The sequence below is a fragment of the Acinetobacter lactucae genome, from assembly GCF_001605885.1.
GTDB classification, from domain to species: domain Bacteria; phylum Pseudomonadota; class Gammaproteobacteria; order Pseudomonadales; family Moraxellaceae; genus Acinetobacter; species Acinetobacter lactucae.
Genome location: NZ_LRPE01000039.1, coordinates 454224 through 475420, shown reverse-complemented (window position 1 = coordinate 475420; position 21197 = coordinate 454224). Strand labels below are relative to the sequence as shown.

Annotated in this window: 15 protein-coding genes; 8 read left to right on the top strand and 7 right to left on the bottom strand. The window is 39.8% G+C overall.

The window, feature by feature from the left end:
- The first annotated feature begins 116 nt into the window (after positions 1 to 116).
- Positions 117 to 716: a glutathione S-transferase family protein gene (locus AWW73_RS18225; protein ID WP_062850355.1), complete on the top strand. Its 600-nt coding sequence runs from the start codon at positions 117 to 119 to the stop codon at positions 714 to 716.
- Positions 717 to 771: 55 nt separating this feature from the next.
- On the opposite strand, the gene AWW73_RS18220 is transcribed toward AWW73_RS18225, so the two are convergent.
- Positions 772 to 1476, bottom strand: a complete 705-nt coding sequence (locus AWW73_RS18220; RefSeq protein ID WP_079748570.1) for a TIGR04219 family outer membrane beta-barrel protein — start codon at positions 1474 to 1476, stop codon at positions 772 to 774.
- Positions 1477 to 2119: 643 nt separating this feature from the next.
- On the opposite strand from AWW73_RS18220, the gene AWW73_RS18215 reads away from it, so the two are divergent.
- Positions 2120 to 3598, top strand: coding sequence for a sodium-dependent transporter (locus AWW73_RS18215; RefSeq protein ID WP_031949712.1), 1479 nt, complete (start codon positions 2120 to 2122; stop codon positions 3596 to 3598).
- 12 nt (positions 3599 to 3610) lie between these two features.
- Positions 3611 to 3754 carry a methionine/alanine import family NSS transporter small subunit gene (locus AWW73_RS18250; RefSeq protein WP_002119126.1) on the top strand — a complete coding sequence of 48 codons (144 nt, stop codon included), beginning with the start codon at positions 3611 to 3613 and terminating at the stop codon, positions 3752 to 3754.
- 40 nt (positions 3755 to 3794) lie between these two features.
- Here the strand turns inward: AWW73_RS18250 and rsmB are convergent, their stop codons facing one another.
- On the bottom strand, positions 3795 to 5099 hold the full coding sequence (gene rsmB / locus AWW73_RS18210) for a 16S rRNA (cytosine(967)-C(5))-methyltransferase RsmB (RefSeq protein ID WP_062850354.1): 1305 nt from the start codon (positions 5097 to 5099) through the stop codon (positions 3795 to 3797).
- Positions 5096 to 6058, bottom strand: a complete 963-nt coding sequence (fmt, locus tag AWW73_RS18205) for a methionyl-tRNA formyltransferase (protein ID WP_062850353.1) — start codon at positions 6056 to 6058, stop codon at positions 5096 to 5098. The genes rsmB and fmt overlap by 4 nt, the downstream gene beginning before the upstream one ends.
- Positions 6059 to 6405: 347 nt before the next feature.
- Between fmt and ilvD the strand changes: the two genes are divergently transcribed.
- From ilvD to AWW73_RS18190, 3 genes are all read left to right on the top strand, one after another.
- Positions 6406 to 8235: a dihydroxy-acid dehydratase gene (gene ilvD, locus AWW73_RS18200; RefSeq protein ID WP_062850352.1), complete on the top strand. Its 1830-nt coding sequence runs from the start codon at positions 6406 to 6408 to the stop codon at positions 8233 to 8235.
- A gap of 312 nt (positions 8236 to 8547) precedes the next feature.
- On the top strand, positions 8548 to 9837 hold the full coding sequence (locus tag AWW73_RS18195) for a hypothetical protein (protein WP_031949708.1): 1290 nt from the start codon (positions 8548 to 8550) through the stop codon (positions 9835 to 9837).
- Positions 9838 to 9915: 78 nt separating this feature from the next.
- On the top strand, positions 9916 to 10647 hold the full coding sequence (locus AWW73_RS18190; protein WP_031949707.1) for a sulfite exporter TauE/SafE family protein: 732 nt from the start codon (positions 9916 to 9918) through the stop codon (positions 10645 to 10647).
- 8 nt (positions 10648 to 10655) lie between these two features.
- Here AWW73_RS18190 and AWW73_RS18185 read toward each other — a convergent pair whose 3' ends face one another.
- The 4 genes from AWW73_RS18185 to AWW73_RS18170 form a co-directional block, all read right to left on the bottom strand.
- Positions 10656 to 11546, bottom strand: a complete 891-nt coding sequence (locus AWW73_RS18185) for a LysR family transcriptional regulator (RefSeq protein ID WP_062850351.1) — start codon at positions 11544 to 11546, stop codon at positions 10656 to 10658.
- 80 nt (positions 11547 to 11626) lie between these two features.
- On the bottom strand, positions 11627 to 12922 hold the full coding sequence (locus AWW73_RS18180; protein WP_062850350.1) for a solute carrier family 23 protein: 1296 nt from the start codon (positions 12920 to 12922) through the stop codon (positions 11627 to 11629).
- Between the two features lie 298 nt (positions 12923 to 13220).
- Positions 13221 to 15905: a phosphoenolpyruvate carboxylase gene (ppc, locus tag AWW73_RS18175; protein ID WP_031949704.1), complete on the bottom strand. Its 2685-nt coding sequence runs from the start codon at positions 15903 to 15905 to the stop codon at positions 13221 to 13223.
- A gap of 171 nt (positions 15906 to 16076) precedes the next feature.
- Positions 16077 to 16700 carry a TetR/AcrR family transcriptional regulator gene (locus tag AWW73_RS18170; RefSeq protein WP_057104624.1) on the bottom strand — a complete coding sequence of 208 codons (624 nt, stop codon included), beginning with the start codon at positions 16698 to 16700 and terminating at the stop codon, positions 16077 to 16079.
- A gap of 150 nt (positions 16701 to 16850) precedes the next feature.
- On the opposite strand from AWW73_RS18170, the gene AWW73_RS18165 reads away from it, so the two are divergent.
- A complete protein-coding gene (locus AWW73_RS18165; RefSeq protein ID WP_062850349.1) occupies positions 16851 to 17957 on the top strand; it encodes an efflux RND transporter periplasmic adaptor subunit in 1107 nt (368 codons plus the stop codon).
- Positions 17954 to 21079 carry an efflux RND transporter permease subunit gene (locus AWW73_RS18160; protein ID WP_062850348.1) on the top strand — a complete coding sequence of 1042 codons (3126 nt, stop codon included), beginning with the start codon at positions 17954 to 17956 and terminating at the stop codon, positions 21077 to 21079. The genes AWW73_RS18165 and AWW73_RS18160 overlap by 4 nt, the downstream gene beginning before the upstream one ends.
- Positions 21080 to 21197 lie beyond the last annotated feature (118 nt).

The following is a 21197-nucleotide window of genomic DNA, read 5'->3' as shown; positions in this document are numbered from 1 at the left end:
ATGAACGGGGGTGTTTTTTTATTGCCTAAAATATATTAAAAATACTAAGGACGAGCTGTGCTATAAATACTAAGAAAATTAATCTTTCAAATATGTATAATAAGGGAAAAGCATCTATGGTAATTTATGGTGATGTAGGTTCGGGTAACTGTTATAAGATTAAACTATTACTTTCCTTATTAAATATTAGTCATAGATGGATCCACGTTGATATTTTAGAAAAAGAGACTCAAACAGCAGATTTTTTATCCTTAAACCCTAATGGAAAAATACCTGTATTAGTCCTAGATGATGGTCGTGTTTTAAGTGAATCCAATGCTATTTTAGGTTACTTAGCTGAGGGAACAAAATTTATTCCTACAGATCCTTTTATTAAGGCCAAAATGTATCAGTGGATGTTCTTTGAGCAGTATAGCCATGAACCATTTATTGCAGTGGCTCGTTTTATTAATAAATATTTAGGCCTACCGTCAGAAAGAATAGAGGAATATCATAATTTACAGCCAAAAGGCCATAAAGCACTAACTATTATGAATAAAGCTTTAGCAGATCATGATTATCTTGTTGGAAATCAATTAACTATTGCTGATATTGCCTTATATGCATACACTCATGTCGCTGAGGAAGGTGGTTTCGATTTAAGGTTATACCCAAATATTCAAGCGTGGTTCCAGAAAATTCAACAGCATTCAAGATATGTAAGTATGACGGAATAAAAAAGAACTCTTAGAGTTCTTTTTTATTATGAAAAAATTTTGAAGTTTTTCTGATTTAGAAATGTGCTTCTAGACCTACATATGGACCTTTAAACTCAAATTTAAGATCATTGTTATCGTAGTCATCTAAATCGATATTAAGTACGCGATAGCCTGCTGTTAAGCCAAGATCAATAAGTAGGTTATCTGCAAATTTATACTTCACTTCTGCTAATGCATCTGTAATTCGTGCATCATCAAAGTTTGTATATGTTGCTTCACCTTTAGCACTTAAGCCTGTAAATGGAAGCTTTACTTCTCCTGACAAATAAGCGATAGGATAAGTTTTATCAATATCCACGCGTTTACCTGTATACGCAGTAATATCACCATTTAATACTGTTGCGCCAAGACCAGCATCTACACTTACGATATTGTCTAGTAATTCATAGTAGAGGATAAAATCGCTATGATCTAAATCAACTTTATAGTTGGCTTGACCTAAAGTTTCTGATTTAGTTTCAGTATCTAAATTTACATAACGAATTTTTGCATTTGGAATAAATGGGATTGGGTGTTCTACTGCTAATGAGAGTTGAGCACTACCTTTTTGATCTAAATCTTGATCATCCGGAAATTGAGAAGACATATTAGCTTTACCGTCATAGAACCAATAGCCAACTTCTCCTTTTACTCCTACAAAGTCTGCTTGAGCAAAACCACTTAGGCCCATCCCGAGCGTTAATAAAGATATTTTTAATATTTTCATTTGAGCATCCACATAGAAGAAATCTTTGAGCGCATGATATAGACATCTTGCTACAGATGCATTGATAAAAAATAAGGATCTTAAGCGGGTAATAGAAGTAAATTTTTAGTTATTAAAAAAGTTTATTTATTTCAAATAATTATTATTTTATTTTTAATTTAGTGGATTTTCATTTATCTAAAATTTTTAGTATAAATTTTGTCATTTAATAATATAGGGTTATCAAGTCTTATTTGAAAACTAGAAAGATAAGAATAAATTAGTGGATAAGTTGACTAATTAGATAGGCATCTTCAGGAGTTGGAATAAAATATCATTGAATCATAATTTTGATCTACAAGTAGTAGAACGTAAATATTAGCTGAAAAATAACCAATTGTGAAAAAAACTCAGAAAATTCGTAAAATTTCTGACGGAAATTACAGTAAAAAGAAATAAAAACAGGTATTGTTCAGCTATATAGGGGCAAAAAATGGACAAAAATCTTTAAGGAAGAATTTTCTATTTTTGCTTGTTTGTTAAGGGAATAAAAAAACTCAAAAGGTGCTTTTTATTTTCTACAAACACAAAAGTATTTTTTGGTTCTTTTTTTGCATGCGGAATAACAATCAACAATAGCAGTAAAAATAAGTAATCTTTTAACATTAGGTGTTCTATGACAGATTCTCGTGAAAACTGGACGTCACGATCTGGTTTTATTATTGCAGCCGTTGGTTCGGCTGTAGGCTTAGGTAATATTTGGCGCTTTCCATACGTTGCTTATGAAAATGGTGGTGGTGCGTTTCTTATTCCCTACCTATTAGCACTCATTACTGCTGGTTTACCGTTACTATTTTTAGATTATGCGGTAGGTCATCGTAGTACTAACTCCCCACCTAAAGCTTATCGTGCCCTGTTTAAAGGTGGGGAAGCGTTAGGTTGGTGGCAGGTTTGTGTCTGTATCATTATTGGTTTGTACTATGCCAGTGTACTCACTTGGGCTGGTAGTTATGTTTACTTCTCTATTGGTCAAATGTGGGGCAGTGATCCGGAAGGTTTCTTCTTTAATACCTATTTGCAGACTACAAAAGCAACCGGTTTTGACTTACAGTTTGTAGGTCATTTATTCTGGCCGATTGTTGGGATTTGGGCACTTACTTTAATCATTCTTTATGGTGGTGTGAAAAAAGGTGTAGAATTATCAAATAAGATTTTCATGCCTTTATTATTCATTCTATTCACTATTTTAGTGATTCAATCATTACGTTTACCGGGCGCTGTTCAAGGCTTGAACGCATTCTTTACGCCGAACTGGTCAGCAATGATGGATTATAAAGTTTGGTTAGCGGCTTATGGCCATACTTTCTTCTCCCTCTCTGTCGGCTTCGGGATCATGGTGACTTATGCATCTTATTTGAAACCAAAAACTAATTTAACAGGTTCTGGTTTAATCGTTGGTTTTGCAAATGCATCAACAGAGATTTTGGCTGGTATTGGTATCTTCGCAGCGCTTGGTTTTATGGCCCATGCGGCAGGTACTGAAGTTAAAGATGTTGTAAGTGGCGGGATTGGGTTAGCATTTATTGCGTTCCCTAAAATTATTTCAAGTTTAGGTGCTGGTGCCGATTTATTTGGTTTCTTATTCTTCTCTTCGCTTTTCGTCGCAGGTATTTCTTCGATGGTAAGTATTTTGGAAGTACCTATTGCAGCAATGCAAGATAAATTGAAATGGGGCCGTAAAAAAGCTGTAACCATTATTGGTGGTGGTAGTGCACTTGTATCAATTATTTTATTCTCAAGTGTAAACGCAATTAAGTTGGTTGATATCGTTGACCACTTTATCAATAACATCGGTATTATTGGCGGTGCTTTACTTTCTATTATTACCGTGGCTTGGTTTAAGCGTTCTGCACTGAAGGAACTTCGTGATCACGTCAATCGCATCTCAACTATTCAATTAGGTAAGGGATGGGATTTCACTTTAACAGTCATTACATCGTTAATCTTATTAACTACACTCAGTATGACTGTATTTAATTTGATCAAAAATGGCTATGATACTTATAGTATGAGCTTACAAGGAGTATTCGGCTGGGGCAGTGTGATTTTCTGTGCAGTCGTTGCAATTGTTTTAAGCAAAATGAAAGATCGCTAGGAGGATAGAATAATGAATACTTCAGCAATCGTGATGATGGTAATTTCGATGGTGTTTTTATGGGGTGGCTTGGCTTTATCCATTATCCATTTATCGAAACATCCTGAAGAGTTAGATGACGTTTTAGAAGAAGTAAAAGATCAGCATACGCTTTGATGCTGATCGAGTAAAAAAGCAGGCTTTAAGCCTGCTTTTTTTACGCAATTTTTTGGATTTTACAATAATAAAATCCATCGCCAGACTGCGCTTCTGGCAGTAATTGGCGGCCATGAGTTTGCTCAATTCCCCAATCAGCATCAATTTTGATCTCTTTTGCATTTGGATTTTCAGCAAAAAATTTCATCATCTGCTGTTCATTTTCAGCTTTCAAAATTGAGCAGGTAATGTAAAGCAATGTCCCGCCAACTTTGAGTTGTTGCCACATGTGATCTAAGATCTGCTTTTGCAGTTCAATGGTTTGCGCTATATCGCTAGATTGGCGCAATAGGCGTATGTCAGGATGACGACGAATAACCCCTGTAGCAGAGCAAGGTGCATCGAGCACGATACAATCTACTGGCTGTGCAGGTACCCATTGGGTTGCGTCGGCTGCCAAAATTTCTGTATGGCTTTGATCAAGTGCTAAGCGATTTAAGTTCTCAGTTACACGCACTAAACGGCTTGGGTCCTGATCAATTGCAATGAGCTGAGCAGGTTTAAACTTTTCAAGTAAATGAGCTGTTTTACCCCCTGGGGCAGCACAGGCATCAACTACTATTTTATCATTCAAATCTGGCAATACTGTTGCGCAAAGCTGAGCGTGTTCATCTTGTACAGAAAACCAGCCTTGTTCAAAACCGGGTAGCTGAGTAATTTGTACAGATTGTTCAAGAACAATGCCTGCCTCAGACAAAGTACAAGCACGTGCCTGAATTTCTGAGCTCTGTAATTTTGCTAAATAAGCATCACGGCCAATATGTCGTTGGTTCACTCGTAAGGTTAAAGGCGCAACTTGCTTTAACGATTGGCAAAGAGCTTCAGTTTGCTCACCCCAATCCTTTTTTAACCGTTTGAAAAGCCAACTTGGTAAGCCATGCGCTTGCTGTAAGCCTTGCTGAAAGTCATCAGTTTCACGTGTAGCTCGGCGCAAAATTGCATTAACAATGCCGCTGAGTGCAGGGAATCCAAGTTGTTTGGTTGCATCCACTGTTTCCGAGATGGCAGCGTGTGCTGCAATACGTGTGCATAAAACTTGATAAAGACCAACGTATAGGCAGGTTTCAACAGTTTCATTATTTAACGGTTTGCTGAGTAAAGGTAGGCTAATAGATTTAAGCGCAAACCATTGGCGCAATGTACCCAAAACGAGTTCGTGAAATAAAGCACGATCACGCTCTGCGACTTGATTGAGCTGTGTATTTAAAATACTAGCCAATGATTGACCTTGCTGGACTTTTAATAAGGTCTGGACGACTTGAGCACGCAGGTTAAAACGTGAGGAATTTGATGTAACCTGACTCATGGCAAAATTTGTCCTACATGAAGTTTTTGAGTTTGTGCAATTTGTTGAGCATTTAATGCTTTGCCACCCGGCCATTGCACGCTAGTCAGACAAATAAATGAATCTTGACCACAAGCAATGTGTACGCCTTGTTTATCGATTGCAATAATTTCACCAGCTTGAGCATTCGCTTTGATTTGGCTAGAAACTAGAGAGTTCCAGATACGCAGAGCATTATTTTCATCAAGTTGAACAAAAGCGACGGGCCAAGGATTAAATGCACGGATATTTCGGTCAATTTGCACAGCATCATTTGACCAGTCAATACGAGCTTCTGATTTCACTAATTTATGTGCGTAGACCGTTAAGCTTTCGTCTTGAACTTCGCGTTCTGCTAAATATTTTTGTAGTGTTTCTTCCGACTCGAGTACCGCACAAATTGCCGTTGCACCTTGAGTGGCTAGTTTGTCGTGTAAAGTCGCTGATGTATCTTCGTTAGTGATTGGGCAATAGGTTTTATACATCATATCGCCTGTATCTAAACCGGCAGCCATTTGCATGATAGTGATTCCGGTTTCTTCATCACCCGTTGCAATTGCACGCTGAATTGGTGCTGCACCGCGCCAGCGTGGTAATAGTGAACCGTGAATATTTAAACAGCCATATTTCGGTGTATCGAGCACAGTTTGTGGAAGGATTAAACCATAGGCTGCAACTACCATGACATCAGCGCCTAAAGCAGCCAGTTCTTGTTGAGCTGCTAAACCTTCTTCAGTTGAAGCTTTGAAGTGAAGCGGTTGATAAACAGGGATATTATGTTCAAGTGCAAGCTGTTTTACAGGAGAGGGCGTTAGTTTTTGTCCACGACCCGATTTACGATCTGGCTGAGTATAAACCGCGATAATTTCATGGGAAGTTTTTAATAAAGCCGCCAATGCTGTTGCAGCAAATTCGGGGGTGCCAGCAAAAATAATTTTCACAAATGCAATCCAAAAAGAGTTTACGCGTAGTATACGTGAAAAACGATTGAAGCCCTAAACTCATGGAGATTGAGCGTTTTAGTTTTTAAATAGTGAACAAAAAATTATTGAAAAACTTTTATTGATAAAAAAAGGTTATGAAAAAATAAAAAATTATTCATGTAAGTTTTGCTAAATATTGACTGACTATTACTGTTCTTGGCTTTCCGAATATTATTTGCTTCTATAGAATGGAGAATGATCAAATTATGATGATGAGTCAATATTCCGACTGATCTAACGCTATATCAGTATCATTCGCCAGAGCGGGAAAAATTCTGCTCAAGCACAACTTGTTGGAAACACTAATGCCTGACTATCGTTCAAAAACATCGACACACGGAAGAAATATGGCTGGCGCACGTGGCTTATGGCGTGCAACAGGAATGAAAGATGAGGATTTCGGCAAACCGATTATTGCGGTGGTCAACTCATTTACTCAATTTGTGCCGGGCCATGTACATCTTAAAGATCTAGGGCAGCTTGTCGCGGCAGAAATTCAGGCAGCAGGTGGTGTTGCTAAAGAGTTCAATACGATTGCAGTTGATGATGGGATCGCAATGGGGCATGACGGCATGCTTTATTCACTACCATCACGTGATTTGATTGCTGACTCAGTTGAATATATGGTGAATGCACACTGTGCAGATGCCATGGTGTGTATTTCAAACTGTGACAAGATTACTCCGGGAATGCTCATGGCTGCGATGCGTCTGAATATTCCTGTTGTTTTTGTGTCTGGCGGACCAATGGAAGCCGGTAAAGTCAAATTCCGCGGTAATGAAAAAGCGATTGACCTCGTGGATGCAATGGTTGTTGCAGCTGATGAAAGTTATACAGACGAAGAAGTTGAAGAATTTGAACGTTCGGCATGTCCAACCTGTGGTTCATGTTCAGGTATGTTCACTGCAAACTCAATGAACTGTTTAACAGAAGCTTTAGGTTTATCTTTACCAGGTAATGGTTCGATTGTTGCGACGCATGCAAACCGTAAAAAATTATTCTTAAAAGCAGGTCAACTTATTGTTGAATTGGCTAAGCGCTATTACGAACAAGAAGATGCAAGTATTTTACCTCGTTCAATTGCAACCAAGGCTGCATTTAAAAATGCGATGACCCTTGATATTGCAATGGGTGGTTCAACCAATACTGTTCTGCATTTATTGGCTGCGGCAAGTGAAGCGGAAGTTGATTTTACAATGGACGATATTGACGAGTTATCACGTCGAGTTCCTGTATTGTCTAAAGTAGCGCCTGCAAAACAAGACGTTCATATGGAAGATGTACACCGTGCGGGTGGCATTATGGCGATCTTGGGCGAGCTGGATCGTGCGAATTTACTTGATGTATCTGTACCGACTGTACACGAGAAAACTTTAAAAGATGCATTAGATAAGTGGGACATTATTCGTACTGAAGATGCAGATGTTTATGAGTTCTATCGTTCATCTCCAGGTGGGGTTCCAACTCAAGTCGCGTTCTCTCAAAACCGCTACTATGCAACTTTAGATGGCGACCGTGAAAAAGGCGTTATCCGTAATGCAGAACATGCATTCTCTAAAGATGGTGGTTTAGCAGTTCTATACGGCAACATCGCGCTTGATGGTTGTATCGTGAAAACTGCGGGTGTTGATGAATCGATCTTGAAATTTACGGGTACAGCGCGTGTATTTGAGAGCCAAGATGCAGCTGTAGATGCAATTTTAGGTCATGACATTAAAGCTGGCGATGTTGTTGTGATTCGTTACGAAGGTCCACGTGGTGGTCCGGGCATGCAAGAAATGCTTTACCCAACTAGCTATCTTAAATCGAAAGGTTTAGGTAAAGACTGTGCATTAGTAACAGATGGTCGTTTCTCTGGTGGTTCATCAGGTCTTTCGATTGGACACGTTTCACCAGAAGCAGCTGAAGGCGGTGCAATTGGTTTGGTTGAAGATGGCGATACCATTGAAATCGATATTCCGAACCGTACGATTCACTTGAACGTTGATGATGCGACTATGGCGCATCGCCGTACAGTGCAAGAAGCGAAAGGCTGGCATCCGAAAGAAGAACGTAAACGTAAAGTATCAAAAGCGTTAAAAGTTTATGCAATGCATACAACAAGTGCAGCGAAAGGAGCTGTACGCGTTCTATAAAATATTCAATTTTAATAATTGATTAGGAATCATGCACCCTTTAACACGATGAATTGCTATCATGTTAAGGGTGCATTTTTCATGTCTGGTAAAAAAAATCAGCTTGTAGAAAAAGGTGTTTTTATATCATTCTATGGGTTTGCCATAAAATGGTGATAAAATCTTCACCTACGTAGAAACTTGCTAAAAACATGACTTATTTTCTGCGTAAACTACGGTAGTTATATTTCATCTCGACTACTGTTTTACCTTGCACTATGATCAAAACAATCTTTGATCTCGCTTAGGATTTAATTTTTAGAGGCACAACTCATGTCACTGCTACGCCGTTGGTTTGACCCTATTCGATCGAGCTGGTTTTACCAAAAGCCTTCTCGTCAAGCGGTGTTACCCACGGAAAATGGTTTAAGTATTTATTTACGACTTGATGATGTGTATAGCTATTTGGCTGTTCAGCAATTGTCTCAGCTAGATGAAATTTTAAGTGATGAACTTAAGCCTTTAAAAATTATTATTTCCCATACGGCTTCTGAACCTCCAAACAGCATGTCGCATGAAGAGTGGCAAAATTATTGTTTAAATGATGCCAAGATATTAGCCAAACAACATCGTTTCGGTTTTGATGAATTTCCGGAAATCCCAAGCCCAGAATCTTTAAAACAAGCGGCAGTCATATTAAAAAGAACCCCATTACAAGGTCAGAATTTTTTCCATTTACTAGAAGACATTTTTCACATGCTTTGGCAGCAACAATACGGAAAGTTGCGTACTTTACATGCCATGGCAGTTAAACATCAGCTTCCTCAACATTTCTCAGAACGTATTTTTACGGATGAGCCTGTACCTGCAGCATACTTTGAATTTGGTGGACGTAAATATCACGCAGTAGATGATTTATTACGTTTGACTCGTCGTCTAAAACAACAAAAGCTACTGACGGGTAATCCGATTTTTTTAATTAATCATATCGAATGGCGTGAACATTTAATTAATGATGCTGAAGCACTTACCGAGATTCAGATGCTTCATCCTGAACTTGATATCTATATTGCTTTAGAAGACCCAATGAGTTGGTTATTACTTGCCTATATCAAGGAAGAACTGGCTGATTATTATGATATTCAACTAAAAGTTTACCCTTTAAGTTATCAAGGTCGAGACTGGTTTGACTGGAGTTTGGCGACACGTGTTTCTAAAAGAACAGGTGTAGCCTTTACGCCGTTTTGCCGCCCTACCGAGGAAAGTACGCTCGAGATGGCAAAGCTTTTCTATAGTGTGGAAGAAAATCAGCAAATCGATACGATTTTCACAATATTGCAGGCAGTTTGGACGAAAGGAAAAGATTTATCTTTCTTAAAACATTTCCAACAGTTACAGCAACAGTTGGGAATTGAGCAGCTAACCGACCAAGATGTGCAATCTGTTTTGGCGCAAAATGATGCCTTGTGTAAAGATAAACATCAGCCTGATTTACCGGTTTTAGAATTGCGTATTGATGGTCAGACTTATGTATTTAATAGCTTGTATCGTGTGTGGATGATTGAAAGTATTTTTAGCAATGTATTAGAAGAGAAATATAAGACAGCCTCAACTTTTAATTGAGGCCCACTTCTAAAAACAAGAATAGGGCAGAACCTGTTTTTTCCGTAGCATAACCAAGTAGGGAATCGGAGATAAACAGTGACATTTCTAGCAATTATTATGGTGGTGTTTGCCTTTGCGGGCATGATTAAAGGCATGATCGGGTTAGGATTGCCCGCAGTATCGATGGGTTTACTCACCATCGCAATGAGCCCTTTTCAGGCAGCATCTCTGCTCATTGTTCCCTCAATGGTCACCAATGTCTGGCAACTTTTTGCTGAAGGACATATCTGGGCGTTTATTCGCCGTTTCTGGACGTTACTTGTCGGCATTATAGTAGGTTCAATATGGAGCTTTTTACCTACTTTAAGTCAAAGTCATGGGCATAGTAGTGAAATTTTATTAGGCTGTATGTTGGCCTTATATGGTCTCTATGGTCTGTGCGTAAAGAAACTTCCACACTTAGGAAAGCATGAACGTTGGCTATCACCAATTATTGGATATATCGGTGGGGCAGTAACTGTAGCAACAGGTGTCATTATTATTCCAATCGTTCCTTACTTGCAGTCTTTACATTTAAAGCGTGATGAGTTGGTTCAGGCTTTAGGATTAACGTTTACGGTCTCTACCATTTGTCTTGCAGTCTTTTTACATCACAATCCAATGTCAGGAATAACACTGGACTATCGTTTATCGTTTGCTGCATTGTTGGCGGCGCTTGTTGGAATGTGGGTGGGTAAAAAAATTCGTTATCGCTTAAATGAGCAGTTATTTCGTCGTATATTTTTTATAGGCTTGATGTCATTAGGGCTTTATATGATTTCGCATTAGGCCAATTTTTAAGGGCGATTTTGTAATAAAAAATCTGCAAACTGTTGGTAACTGCTAGGAAGCCGGTTGAAATTTTGGGTCGCCAAAAGCAGTTTGCGATTTGCCCATGCACCTTGCAATTGAATGGAATGAAAATCATAGTTTGATTGCAAACGCTGTGCGGCACGAGCCGGCATAATCGCAATTCCAACGCCTTTGGCAACGACCTCAGCAATCGCCCCAAAGTTAGGTAAGCGCAAACGGTACTGTATGTTAAAGCCTAATAGCTTCGCTTGAGTTTCAATGGATTGTTGCAAAGAGTGATGGGACTTAAGACCAATAAAACCAAAGCTTAGAGCCTCTACCAAGTTCAGCTCTTGATATTGAGCTAACTCATGCGTAGCAGGACAAATCAGAACTAATGGATCACTCGCAAATTCTTTGGTTTGCAAATGCCTGGTATAAAAAAAACTTGAGACTAGCCCAAGACTTGCAATACCTTGCGTTAATGCATCAACAATTTCTGAGCTTTCTGCCTCGTGTAAATCAATATTCATTTCAGGATGAAGCACTAAATATTGAGGTAATAACGTAGGCAAATATTCACTTTGAGCGGAAGAGTTACACCAAAGTATTAATGACTCTGATGTAGGTGGCTTAAAACGCTGCATTTCTTGTTCGAGTTGTTCTTTGTTTGCCATCAGTTGACGTGCATGCTCTACAAACGCGTGTCCTGCTGTGGTGAGTTCTACGCCAGTAGTTTGGCGAATAAATAAGGGTGTTTCGAAATATTGTTCGAGTTTTTTTATACGTTCACTGGCAGCTTGAAGTGAAATTGCAGAGCGGTCTGCACCTTTGGTTAGACTACCTGTAGAGACAATATGAAGAACCAGCTGTAAATCAAAAAAATCAAAACGCATGACAGGAAACGTATTGAAGAGTAAAAAGTCATCATACTAAATCGTAATGAAAAAAGGCAGCTTGCGCTGCCTTTTTGAATTTAAGTTTTATCTTTTAAACTAAACAGCCAATTTAAAATAATGGCTGCAAAAGTTGCGGTACCAATACCACCTAAATTGAAATTACCGAACAATAATTCAAAGTTACCGGCACCTAAAATAATCGTGACTGAAGCAACAATGAGATTTTTATTGTTAGAAAAATCAACTTTGTTTTCGATCCAGATTTTTGCACCAGCAATGGTAATTAAACCAAACACAACAATAGATGCGCCTGTTAAGACCGCACTTGGAATGGTACTAATTACCGCGCCAAATTTTGGAGATAGACCTAAGAAAATGGCGAAGACACCTGCGATCACAAAAACAATGGTTGAGTACACGCGAGTGACTGCCATAACCCCAATATTTTCACCATAAGTAGTCATCCCTGGTGCACCGACACTACCAGATAGTGTTGTTGCCAAACCATCTGCAACAAATGCTTTGCCTAATTGTGGAGTCAGGTTTTCACCAGTCATTGCACCAACAGCTTTAATATGACCTAGGTTTTCTGCTACTAAGATAAGCGCAACTGGTGCAATAATTAGCATAGCATTCGTATCAAAAGTAGGATGTGAAAAGCTTGGAATCCCAAACCATGCAGCTTGTGAGATCTGGCTAAAATCGATTGGTTTACCTAGACCTAGCCCATTGGTGGTGATGGCATAAATGACATAAGCCAAGATCAAACCAATCAACAGAAGTAAACGTTGTAATAAGCCACGCGTAAAGACCGCAATACTTCCCATACAAAGTACGGTAATTAAAGCCATCCACATTTCAAATGGTTGGCCTGCAACACCTTTAATGGTAACAGGTGCAAGGTTTAGACCAATAATCATCACAATGGCGCCAGTCACCACAGGCGGCATGAGTTTTTCAATCCAGCGTGTACCCGTAAGCATCACAATAAAACCGATAATGGCATAAAAAATACCACATGCTACGATTCCACCTAAAGCCATAGACAGATTCGGATTGGCACCTGAACCTGTAATATGCCCGGTTGCAGCTGCAACCACCCCAATAAAGGCAAAACTTGATCCTAAGTAGCTCGGAACACGACCACCTGTAATTAAAAAGAACAGGATAGTACAGATTCCAGACATTAAAATAGCAAGGTTAGGATTAAAGCCCATGAGTAATGGTGCTAAAACAGTCGCTCCAAACATGGCAAATGCATGTTGAATACCCAAAACAGCACTTTGAACAGGTGGGAGATATTCATTGGTAGAGACCGGTCGATGGTCAACATCACCTTGGTAAGGCTGCCATTTTGGAAACCAGTTGGACATAAAATAAGCTCATTATTTTTTAATTGGTGCAATGATACTCTTTCTTGAGAATGCATTTAATCTCTAGAGAGAAGTATGTCTGTGAAAAGTAATTGTTTTTTAACGATTGGTATAATTTAATGAATTCTAAATATAGGGAATTAGTTATTTTTTTATCATAAGAATTAATTTTTTGATTTAAAAAAAAATATTCTAAAAAATAGAAAATCGAGGAAAATTTAAGAAAAATAGAGAACTTTGCAAGTAAAAAGCAGCACATCGCAATGCACTGCTTTATAAAACAATTGGTAAAATCAGCTTAACCTGTATTACGTAAACCAGCCGCGATACCCGCAATACTCACCATAAGTGCATGGTCAACAGGGGTATGTTCTGCCTGACGTTCAGCAAGATAATCACGACGACGCTTCATGAGTTCAGCCTGTAAAAGATGCAGAGGGAGTAAGTATGGTTTACGAACCTGCATGGATTGATCAAGAACATCGTTATTACTCAGAAGCTTTGATTCATCTTTTAATGCTAGCAAGGTTTCAACAGCATCTTTTAGACGTTGACGTAATTGGTTGCCAAGAACTTTCAAATCTTCATCTTCAGTCAGATGAGACTCATAATAGAGTGCAATGTTGGCATCGGCTTTAGACAATACCATTTCCAGCATATCAATGAGTGTTTGGAAATAAGGCCATTGCTGAAGCATTTCATCAAGTGTTGCTTTTTGCTGATCGGCGATCACTTCATTAATTGCTGCGCCAGTACCTAGCCATGCAGGCAACATCAAACGAATTTGTGTCCAAGCAAATACCCATGGAATCGCACGTAAAGACTCAATGCCGCCACTCACTTTTCGTTTTGCAGGACGTGAGCCTAAAGGCAACATTTGTAATTCAAGTTCAGGTGTAACCGTACGTAAATACTTCACAAAATGTGGGTTTTCACGCACTGTCTGGCGATAAACCTTAACAGAATGATCTGTCATACGGTTCATAAGTTCACGCCATTCGGCTTTAGGTTCTGGTGGTGGTAGTAAAGTCGCTTCAAGTGTTGCTGCGGTATAGATTTCAAGGTTTTGCATAGCAATGCCCTCTAAACCGAATTTGAAGCGGATCATTTCCCCTTGTTCTGTGACACGAATTGCACCAGAAATTGAACCAGGAGGTTGTGAGAACAAAGCCTGCTGGGTTGGAGCACCACCACGACTAATTGAACCACCACGACCATGGAATAGTGTCAACTGTACGCCGTGCGTTTGAGCAATTGCAGTCAGCTCTTCTTGAGCACGATATTGCGCCCAGTTGGCAGACATGAAACCAGCATCTTTTGCAGAGTCGGAGTAACCGATCATGACTTCGTGTTTACCTTGAATGTGCTGTTTATACCAATGCATATTGAACAGCGTATTCATGGTAGTTGCAGCGCCATCTAAATCTTTTAAAGTTTCAAATAGAGGAACTACACGTAAAGGATGTTGAATACCAGCTTCTTTTTGCAATAACAATACAGCCAAAACATCGCTTGGATATTCAGCCATCGAAATAATATAAGCCCCTAAAGACTCAGGTGGTTGGTCTGCCAAAGTACGCATGGTGGCAAATACTTCTTGAACATCGGGATGTCCAATCAAACTCCCTTCAGGTTCATTAATGTATTTCGGTAAAAGCGGGCGTTTACTTTGTAATTCTTGAATGAGGAAGTTTTGGCGCGCTTGTTCAGTCCATGATTCAAAATTACCTAAACCTAAATATTCGGTAATTGCTGAAATCGCTTGGCGATGGCGGCCTGATTCTTGGCGAATGTCGAGTTTAAGTAGTTCAATACCAAAACAGTTCACACGATAGATAAAGTCGAGGAGCTGACCATTCGCAATTTCAGGTAGGTTACTGTCGATTAAAGAGCGGTAGCACAGCAATAATGGTTGTAAAAGCTCATCTTTGCTTTTAATGACATTGCTGTCGTCTGCTTCTAAGCCTTGTAAACGCTGAGCTAACCAGTGGCGAGTTGCTTTTAAACGCTCTCGTGTAGCACGTAAATATTCACGATAAGGTTCTGCATGTTGGCTACCAATTGCCTGAATCATTTCTTCAGAACAAGTCTGGATTGAAAGTTCCCAACGTAAATTTTCGATATCTCTTAGGTAGAGGTCAGCAGCTTGCCAGCGTGATAACCACAGCACTTCTTGAGTGATTTGATGAGTAACGTTCGGGTTACCATCACGGTCTCCGCCCATCCAAGATGCGAAACGTACTGGTGCAATATTAAGTGGTAGATTGAGTTGGCAATTTTCTTGAACTAATTCATTTAACTCGCGAATGAATTTGGGTACAGCATTCCAAAGTGTTTGCTCAATTGTGGCAAATCCCCATTTTGCTTCATCGACTGGAGTAGGGCGGTGCTGTCTGATTTCATCTGTTTGCCAAGCCGAACTAATTTGTTGCTTTAAGTTCGCAAGTGCATTTTGACGTTCGCGTGGAGTAAGTTTTTGCTGATCAAGCTGTGAGAGACAAGCATTAATATCATCATATTTTTGGATCAGGGTACGGCGACTCACTTCAGTGGGGTGCGCCGTAAGTACTAATTCAATCTTAAGATCGCAAATTTGCTGGAACAGTTTTTCTGTCGAAATACTTTTATCTTTAAATTTTTGAAATAAGTGAACAAGCGGATTCGGAGAGTTCGCATCCGAATCAAATTCTGCCTGTCGGCGGCTACGGACCACATGATATTGCTCAGCAATATTGGCAAAATTTAGGAAATGAGAAAAAGCGCGGGTAAGAGGAAGTAGCTCTTCATCGGGCAGTTCTAAAAATAATTGTTCTAGTTGCTTTTGGGCTTCAGCTTGACCATCACGTGCACCTTTGGCAAGAGCACGGATTTGCTCGATCTGATTAAACAGTTCTTGTCCTGCATGTTGTTTTAGGGTTTCACCTAACAAATTACCAAGTAAGCGGACATCTTCACGCAGTGGCGCATCGATTTGCTGAACCATGCTATTTTTCTCCTGTTCTTATTCTTATCGAATATAGCGCGATTAACAAACATTCCAAGCTTTGAGCGTAAGAAAATGTGAATTTTTGCTTAAAAAATAACATTTAATTCGCGTGCAGAGTCTTAAAAGTTGGCATGCACTCAGCGCAACTTTTGACAATCGGACTTTGGTTTAATTCCGGTATTTGAGCAAGAATAAATTTATTGCGTCTTGAATAATTTTTTCAAGCTCTTGAGCATTGGGTACAGCAATGATCCCCAGTAAAACCTTCTGGTGACGTACGCCAAGCAATAAGGACAAAAGGAGCTCAGTTTGATAATTCGGGTCATCGGTTTGAATAAAACCTAATTGAGCCGCTTTTTGCAAAAACTCAGTTAATTGATTTTGCAGTCGCGTATGTGATGCATCAAAAAACTGTAGAGTGAGAGGACTTTGCTCTGCTGCAAGTTCAAATAAAACGTGTTCAAGTTTAAGCGCTTCAGGTGAGTAAATAATTTGTAAGGCGCGTGAACACACAATAAAGAGTGCTTGATAAAAGTCTGCCGATGCATCTAATTCAAATTGTTTAGTATCAAGTGTCTCCTCACAGGTTTCTGTAATCGCACAGATAAACAAGTTGGCTTTATCTTGAAAGTGATTATAAACCGTGAGTTTAGTAACGCCTGCTTCCTGTGCAATCTGGTTCATACTGGTACCGTGATAGCCAGATTTCAAAAAAATAGCTTTCGCGGCTTGTAAGATACGAGCACGTTTTTCTAGATCTTTTGGGCGACCACTTTGATTAACTGTTTGCACAAAACCCTCTAAATAATAATTTTAAAAATAAAACATTTATCAGTTTTTCTTTAATTAATGTACCCATGGGTATATTAATTAAAAAATAAACGAACTATGATGCAAGCATATTGTGCCTTAAAAAATCAGTTTGAATAAGAGCGATAAGATATGAATGTGTTAAAACCTCTCATCATGAGTATGGTGATTGTTTGTACGGTCACATTAATGGGGTGTAGTAAAGAAGCTCCAAAAACAGAAGAAATACCCTATGTGATGGTGGCACAGCCATTAACCACACTTAATGAACAAAAAAGCTATGCAGGAGATGTTCAGGCTAGACAACAAACGGCTTTAGCATTTCGGGTAGGTGGACAAGTTACGGCTCGCTATGTGGATGTAGGCGACCGAGTTAAAGTGGGACAAGTACTAGCAAAGCTTGACGTAGCAGATGCTCAGTTACAATTAAATGCTGCTAAAGCACAACTGGATAATGCACAGGCTTCAGCAAAAACAGCAGCAGATGAACTTAAACGTTTTCAACAATTACTCCCGATTAATGCTGTGAGCCGTTCGCAATTTGATACGGTAAAAAATCAATACGATGCGGCACAAGCAGCCTTACAGCAAGCTCGTTCTAACTATGAAGTTTCTGCCAACCAGACAGGTTATAACCAACTCGTTTCTAACAAAAACGGCGTGATTACTGCTCGAAATATAGAAATTGGACAAGTTGTTGCAGCAGGACAAGCTGCTTATCAACTTGCAATTGATGGTGAACGTGAAGTTGTCATTGGTGTACCAGAGCAAGCAGTTAGCGAGATTAAAGTTGGTCAAGCTGCTTGGATAACCTTGTGGTCTAAACCGAATGAAAAATTTGCCGGATATGTTCGCGAAGTTTCTCCCGCAGCGGATCAGTCTCGTACTTTTACAGTCAAGGTAGCCCTCAAAGAAGGACAGTCTGTTATTCAGCTTGGACAAAGTGCACGCGTATTTTTTACCTCAACTCAAACTAACGTGATGAGTGTGCCACTTTCGAGTGTTTCAGCAACGGATAATCAGCCTTATGTCTGGGTGGTTAATGCGAATCAAACTTTACGCAAAGTCCCTGTAACGGTTGGTGCATATGGCAGAGACAGTGTGCCCGTATTATCTGGTTTAACACCAAATAATTGGGTGGTGATTGGTGGTGTGCATTTGCTACGCGATAAGCAGAAGATTCATCCGATTGACCGTGAGAACCGTGCGGTGAAAATTCAGGGAGTAACCCAGCCATGAAATTCAATCTCTCGGAATGGGCATTAAAAAATAAAGGAATCGTCCTTTATTTTATGCTGTTGCTTGGCATTATCGGCGCGATCTCTTATTCAAAACTCTCACAAAGTGAAGACCCACCATTTACCTTTAAAGTCATGGTCGTACAAACCTATTGGCCGGGAGCAACAGCGAAAGAAGTTTCAACGCTGGTGACTGACCGTATTGAAAAGGAACTCATGACAACAGGGCAGTATGACAAGATTATGGCTTACTCCCGCCCGGGTGAGTCGATGGTTACGTTTGTTGCCAAGGACTCGCTAACATCGGCACAGATTCCTGATGTTTGGTACAACGTTCGTAAGAAGGTGAATGATATTCGCCATGAACTACCAAGCGGTGTACAAGGCCCATTTTTCAATGATGAATTTGGAGACACTTTCGGTAATATTTATGTACTGACAGGCAAAGACTTTGACTATGCACTTTTGAAAGAATACGCAGATCGTTTGCAATTACAGCTTCAACGAGTCAAGGATGTCAGTAAGGTTGAATTGATTGGTCTACAAGATCAAAAAATCTGGATTGAGATTTCTAACACCAAAGCGGTACAGCTTGGAATTCCGGTTACTGCGATTCAAGAAGCATTACAAAAGCAAAATAGTATGGCAAGTGCTGGCTTTTTTGAAACAGGTACAGACCGTATTCAAATTAGGGTGAGTGGTCATCTACAAAACATTGATGAAATTAAAAAAACACCTTTATTGGTCGGTGATAAAACCATTCAACTTGGTGACGTCGCGGATGTTTATCGTGGTTTTAGTCAGCCTGCTCAACCACGTATGCGTTTCATGGGTGAAAATGGTATTGGCATTGCCGTTTCGATGCGTAAAGGTGGTGACATTATTGCCCTTGGTAAAAATCTAGAAACAGAATTTGCCCAACTGCAAAAGACCTTGCCACTCGGCATGAAATTGCAAAAAGTTTCTGACCAACCTGTAGCAGTACAACGTAGTATTCATGAGTTTGTGAAGGTACTCGCTGAAGCAGTTATCATTGTCTTATTAGTGAGTTTTTTCTCTTTAGGCTTCCGTACGGGATTGGTGGTTGCTTTTTCTATTCCTTTAGTTTTAGCAATGACCTTTGCCGGTATGAGTTTATTCGATGTCGGGCTGCATAAGATTTCACTGGGTGCCTTGATTCTGGCATTAGGCCTGTTAGTCGATGATGCCATTATTGCCGTCGAGATGATGGCCATTAAGATGGAGCAGGGTTATAGCCGAATTAAAGCCGCCGGGTTTGCGTGGAAAACCACAGCATTTCCAATGTTAACCGGAACACTCATCACTGCGGCAGGTTTTTTACCTATCGCTACAGCTCAGTCTAGTACAGGGGAATATACGCGCTCGATCTTTCAGGTCGTGACGATTGCCTTATTGGTATCTTGGATTGCAGCAGTTTTATTTGTGCCTTATTTAGGTGAAAAGCTATTACCAGATTTTACCAAGTTAGGACATCAGGCCCCTTGGTATGTCCGTTTATGGGCAAGATTAACTAAAAAACCACAACCGCAAACTGTCGTTATTTCACAGGACCACCATTACGATCCTTATCACTCTAGTTTTTATGTACGTTTTAGGAAAATGGTCGAGTTTTGTGTGACCTATCGTAAAACCGTGATTGCAACGACGGTGGGAATTTTCGTGCTATCTGTACTGATGTTTAAGATGGTACCTCAGCAGTTTTTCCCGCCTTCAAACCGTGCCGAAATTTTAGTCGATTTAAAACTTGAAGAAGGCGCTTCTTTAACAGCAACAGAACAAGCTGTGAAAAAGGTTGAAAAATTCCTGTCTAAACAAAAAGGTATTGATAACTATGTGGCCTATGTGGGTACAGGTTCACCACGTTTTTATTTACCTTTAGACCAGCAATTACCGCAAGCCAGTTTTGCACAGTTTGTTGTACTCGCATCATCGCTTGATGATCGTGATGACATTCGACGCTCGTTAGAAACACAAATTAAGCAGTTACTCCCACAAGTTCGTACTCGCGTGTCATTACTGGAAAATGGCCCACCTGTTGGTTATCCATTGCAATATCGTGTATCAGGTGAAGATTTAAATCTGGTACGTAAAGAAGCACAGCAGGTCGCTAAAGTGATCAGCGAGAACCCGAATACCACCAATGTGCATTTAGATTGGGGCGAGCCAAGTAAAATCATTTCCATTCAAATAGATCAAGACCGTGCTCGACAAATGGGTGTCTCTAGTCTGGATTTAGCGAACTTCATTAATGCATCAATTACAGGTAGTGCGATTGAGCAATATCGTGAAAAGCGTGAACTCATTGAAATCCGCTTACGCGGAGACCAAGCAGAGCGTGTTGAGGTAGCTTCACTGGCAAGCTTAGCTGTACCCACAAACAATGGAACGACAGTACCTTTAGCCCAAATTGCAAAAATTGAGTATAAGTTTGAAGATGGTTTAATTTGGCATCGTAACCGCTTACCGACAATTACCGTTCGCGCAGATATTCGTACCAATTTGCAGCCTGCTACCGTTGTTGGTGAGTTAGCTGAATCAATGGATAAGTTACGGGCTGAATTGCCAAGTGGTTATCTCATTGAAGTGGGTGGAACCGTGGAAGAGTCTGCACGTGGGCAAAATTCTGTAAATGCTGGGATGCCACTCTTCTTGGCAGTGGTCATGACATTACTGATGATTCAGCTCAAAAGCTTATCTCGCTCGACCATCGTGTTGTTAACAGCTCCACTGGGTTTAATTGGTGTTGTTTTATTCTTATTGTTATTTAACAAACCATTTGGCTTTGTGGCCATGCTAGGCACAATTGCGCTCTCTGGAATGATCATGCGTAACTCGCTTATTTTGATTGATCAAATTGAGCAAGACAGACAGGCAGGACATCCAACTTGGGAGGCAATTATTGAAGCGACAGTGCGTCGATTCCGTCCCATTATTTTGACTGCTTTAGCCGCAGTTTTGGCCATGATTCCACTTTCGAGGAGTATTTTCTTTGGTCCGATGGCAGTTGCGATCATGGGTGGATTGATTGTTGCCACCCTACTGACATTATTTTTCCTACCTGCACTCTATGCGGCGTGGTTTAAGGTGAAAAAAACCGCATAAAATACATAAATTTTTTGTGAATAAAGGTGCGAAATATTGAAAACTCCAATATAGTAGCACCTGTCTTTACACAAAAAATACAGGATTATTTCACTGCATAAAAAATAGGCAAAATGCA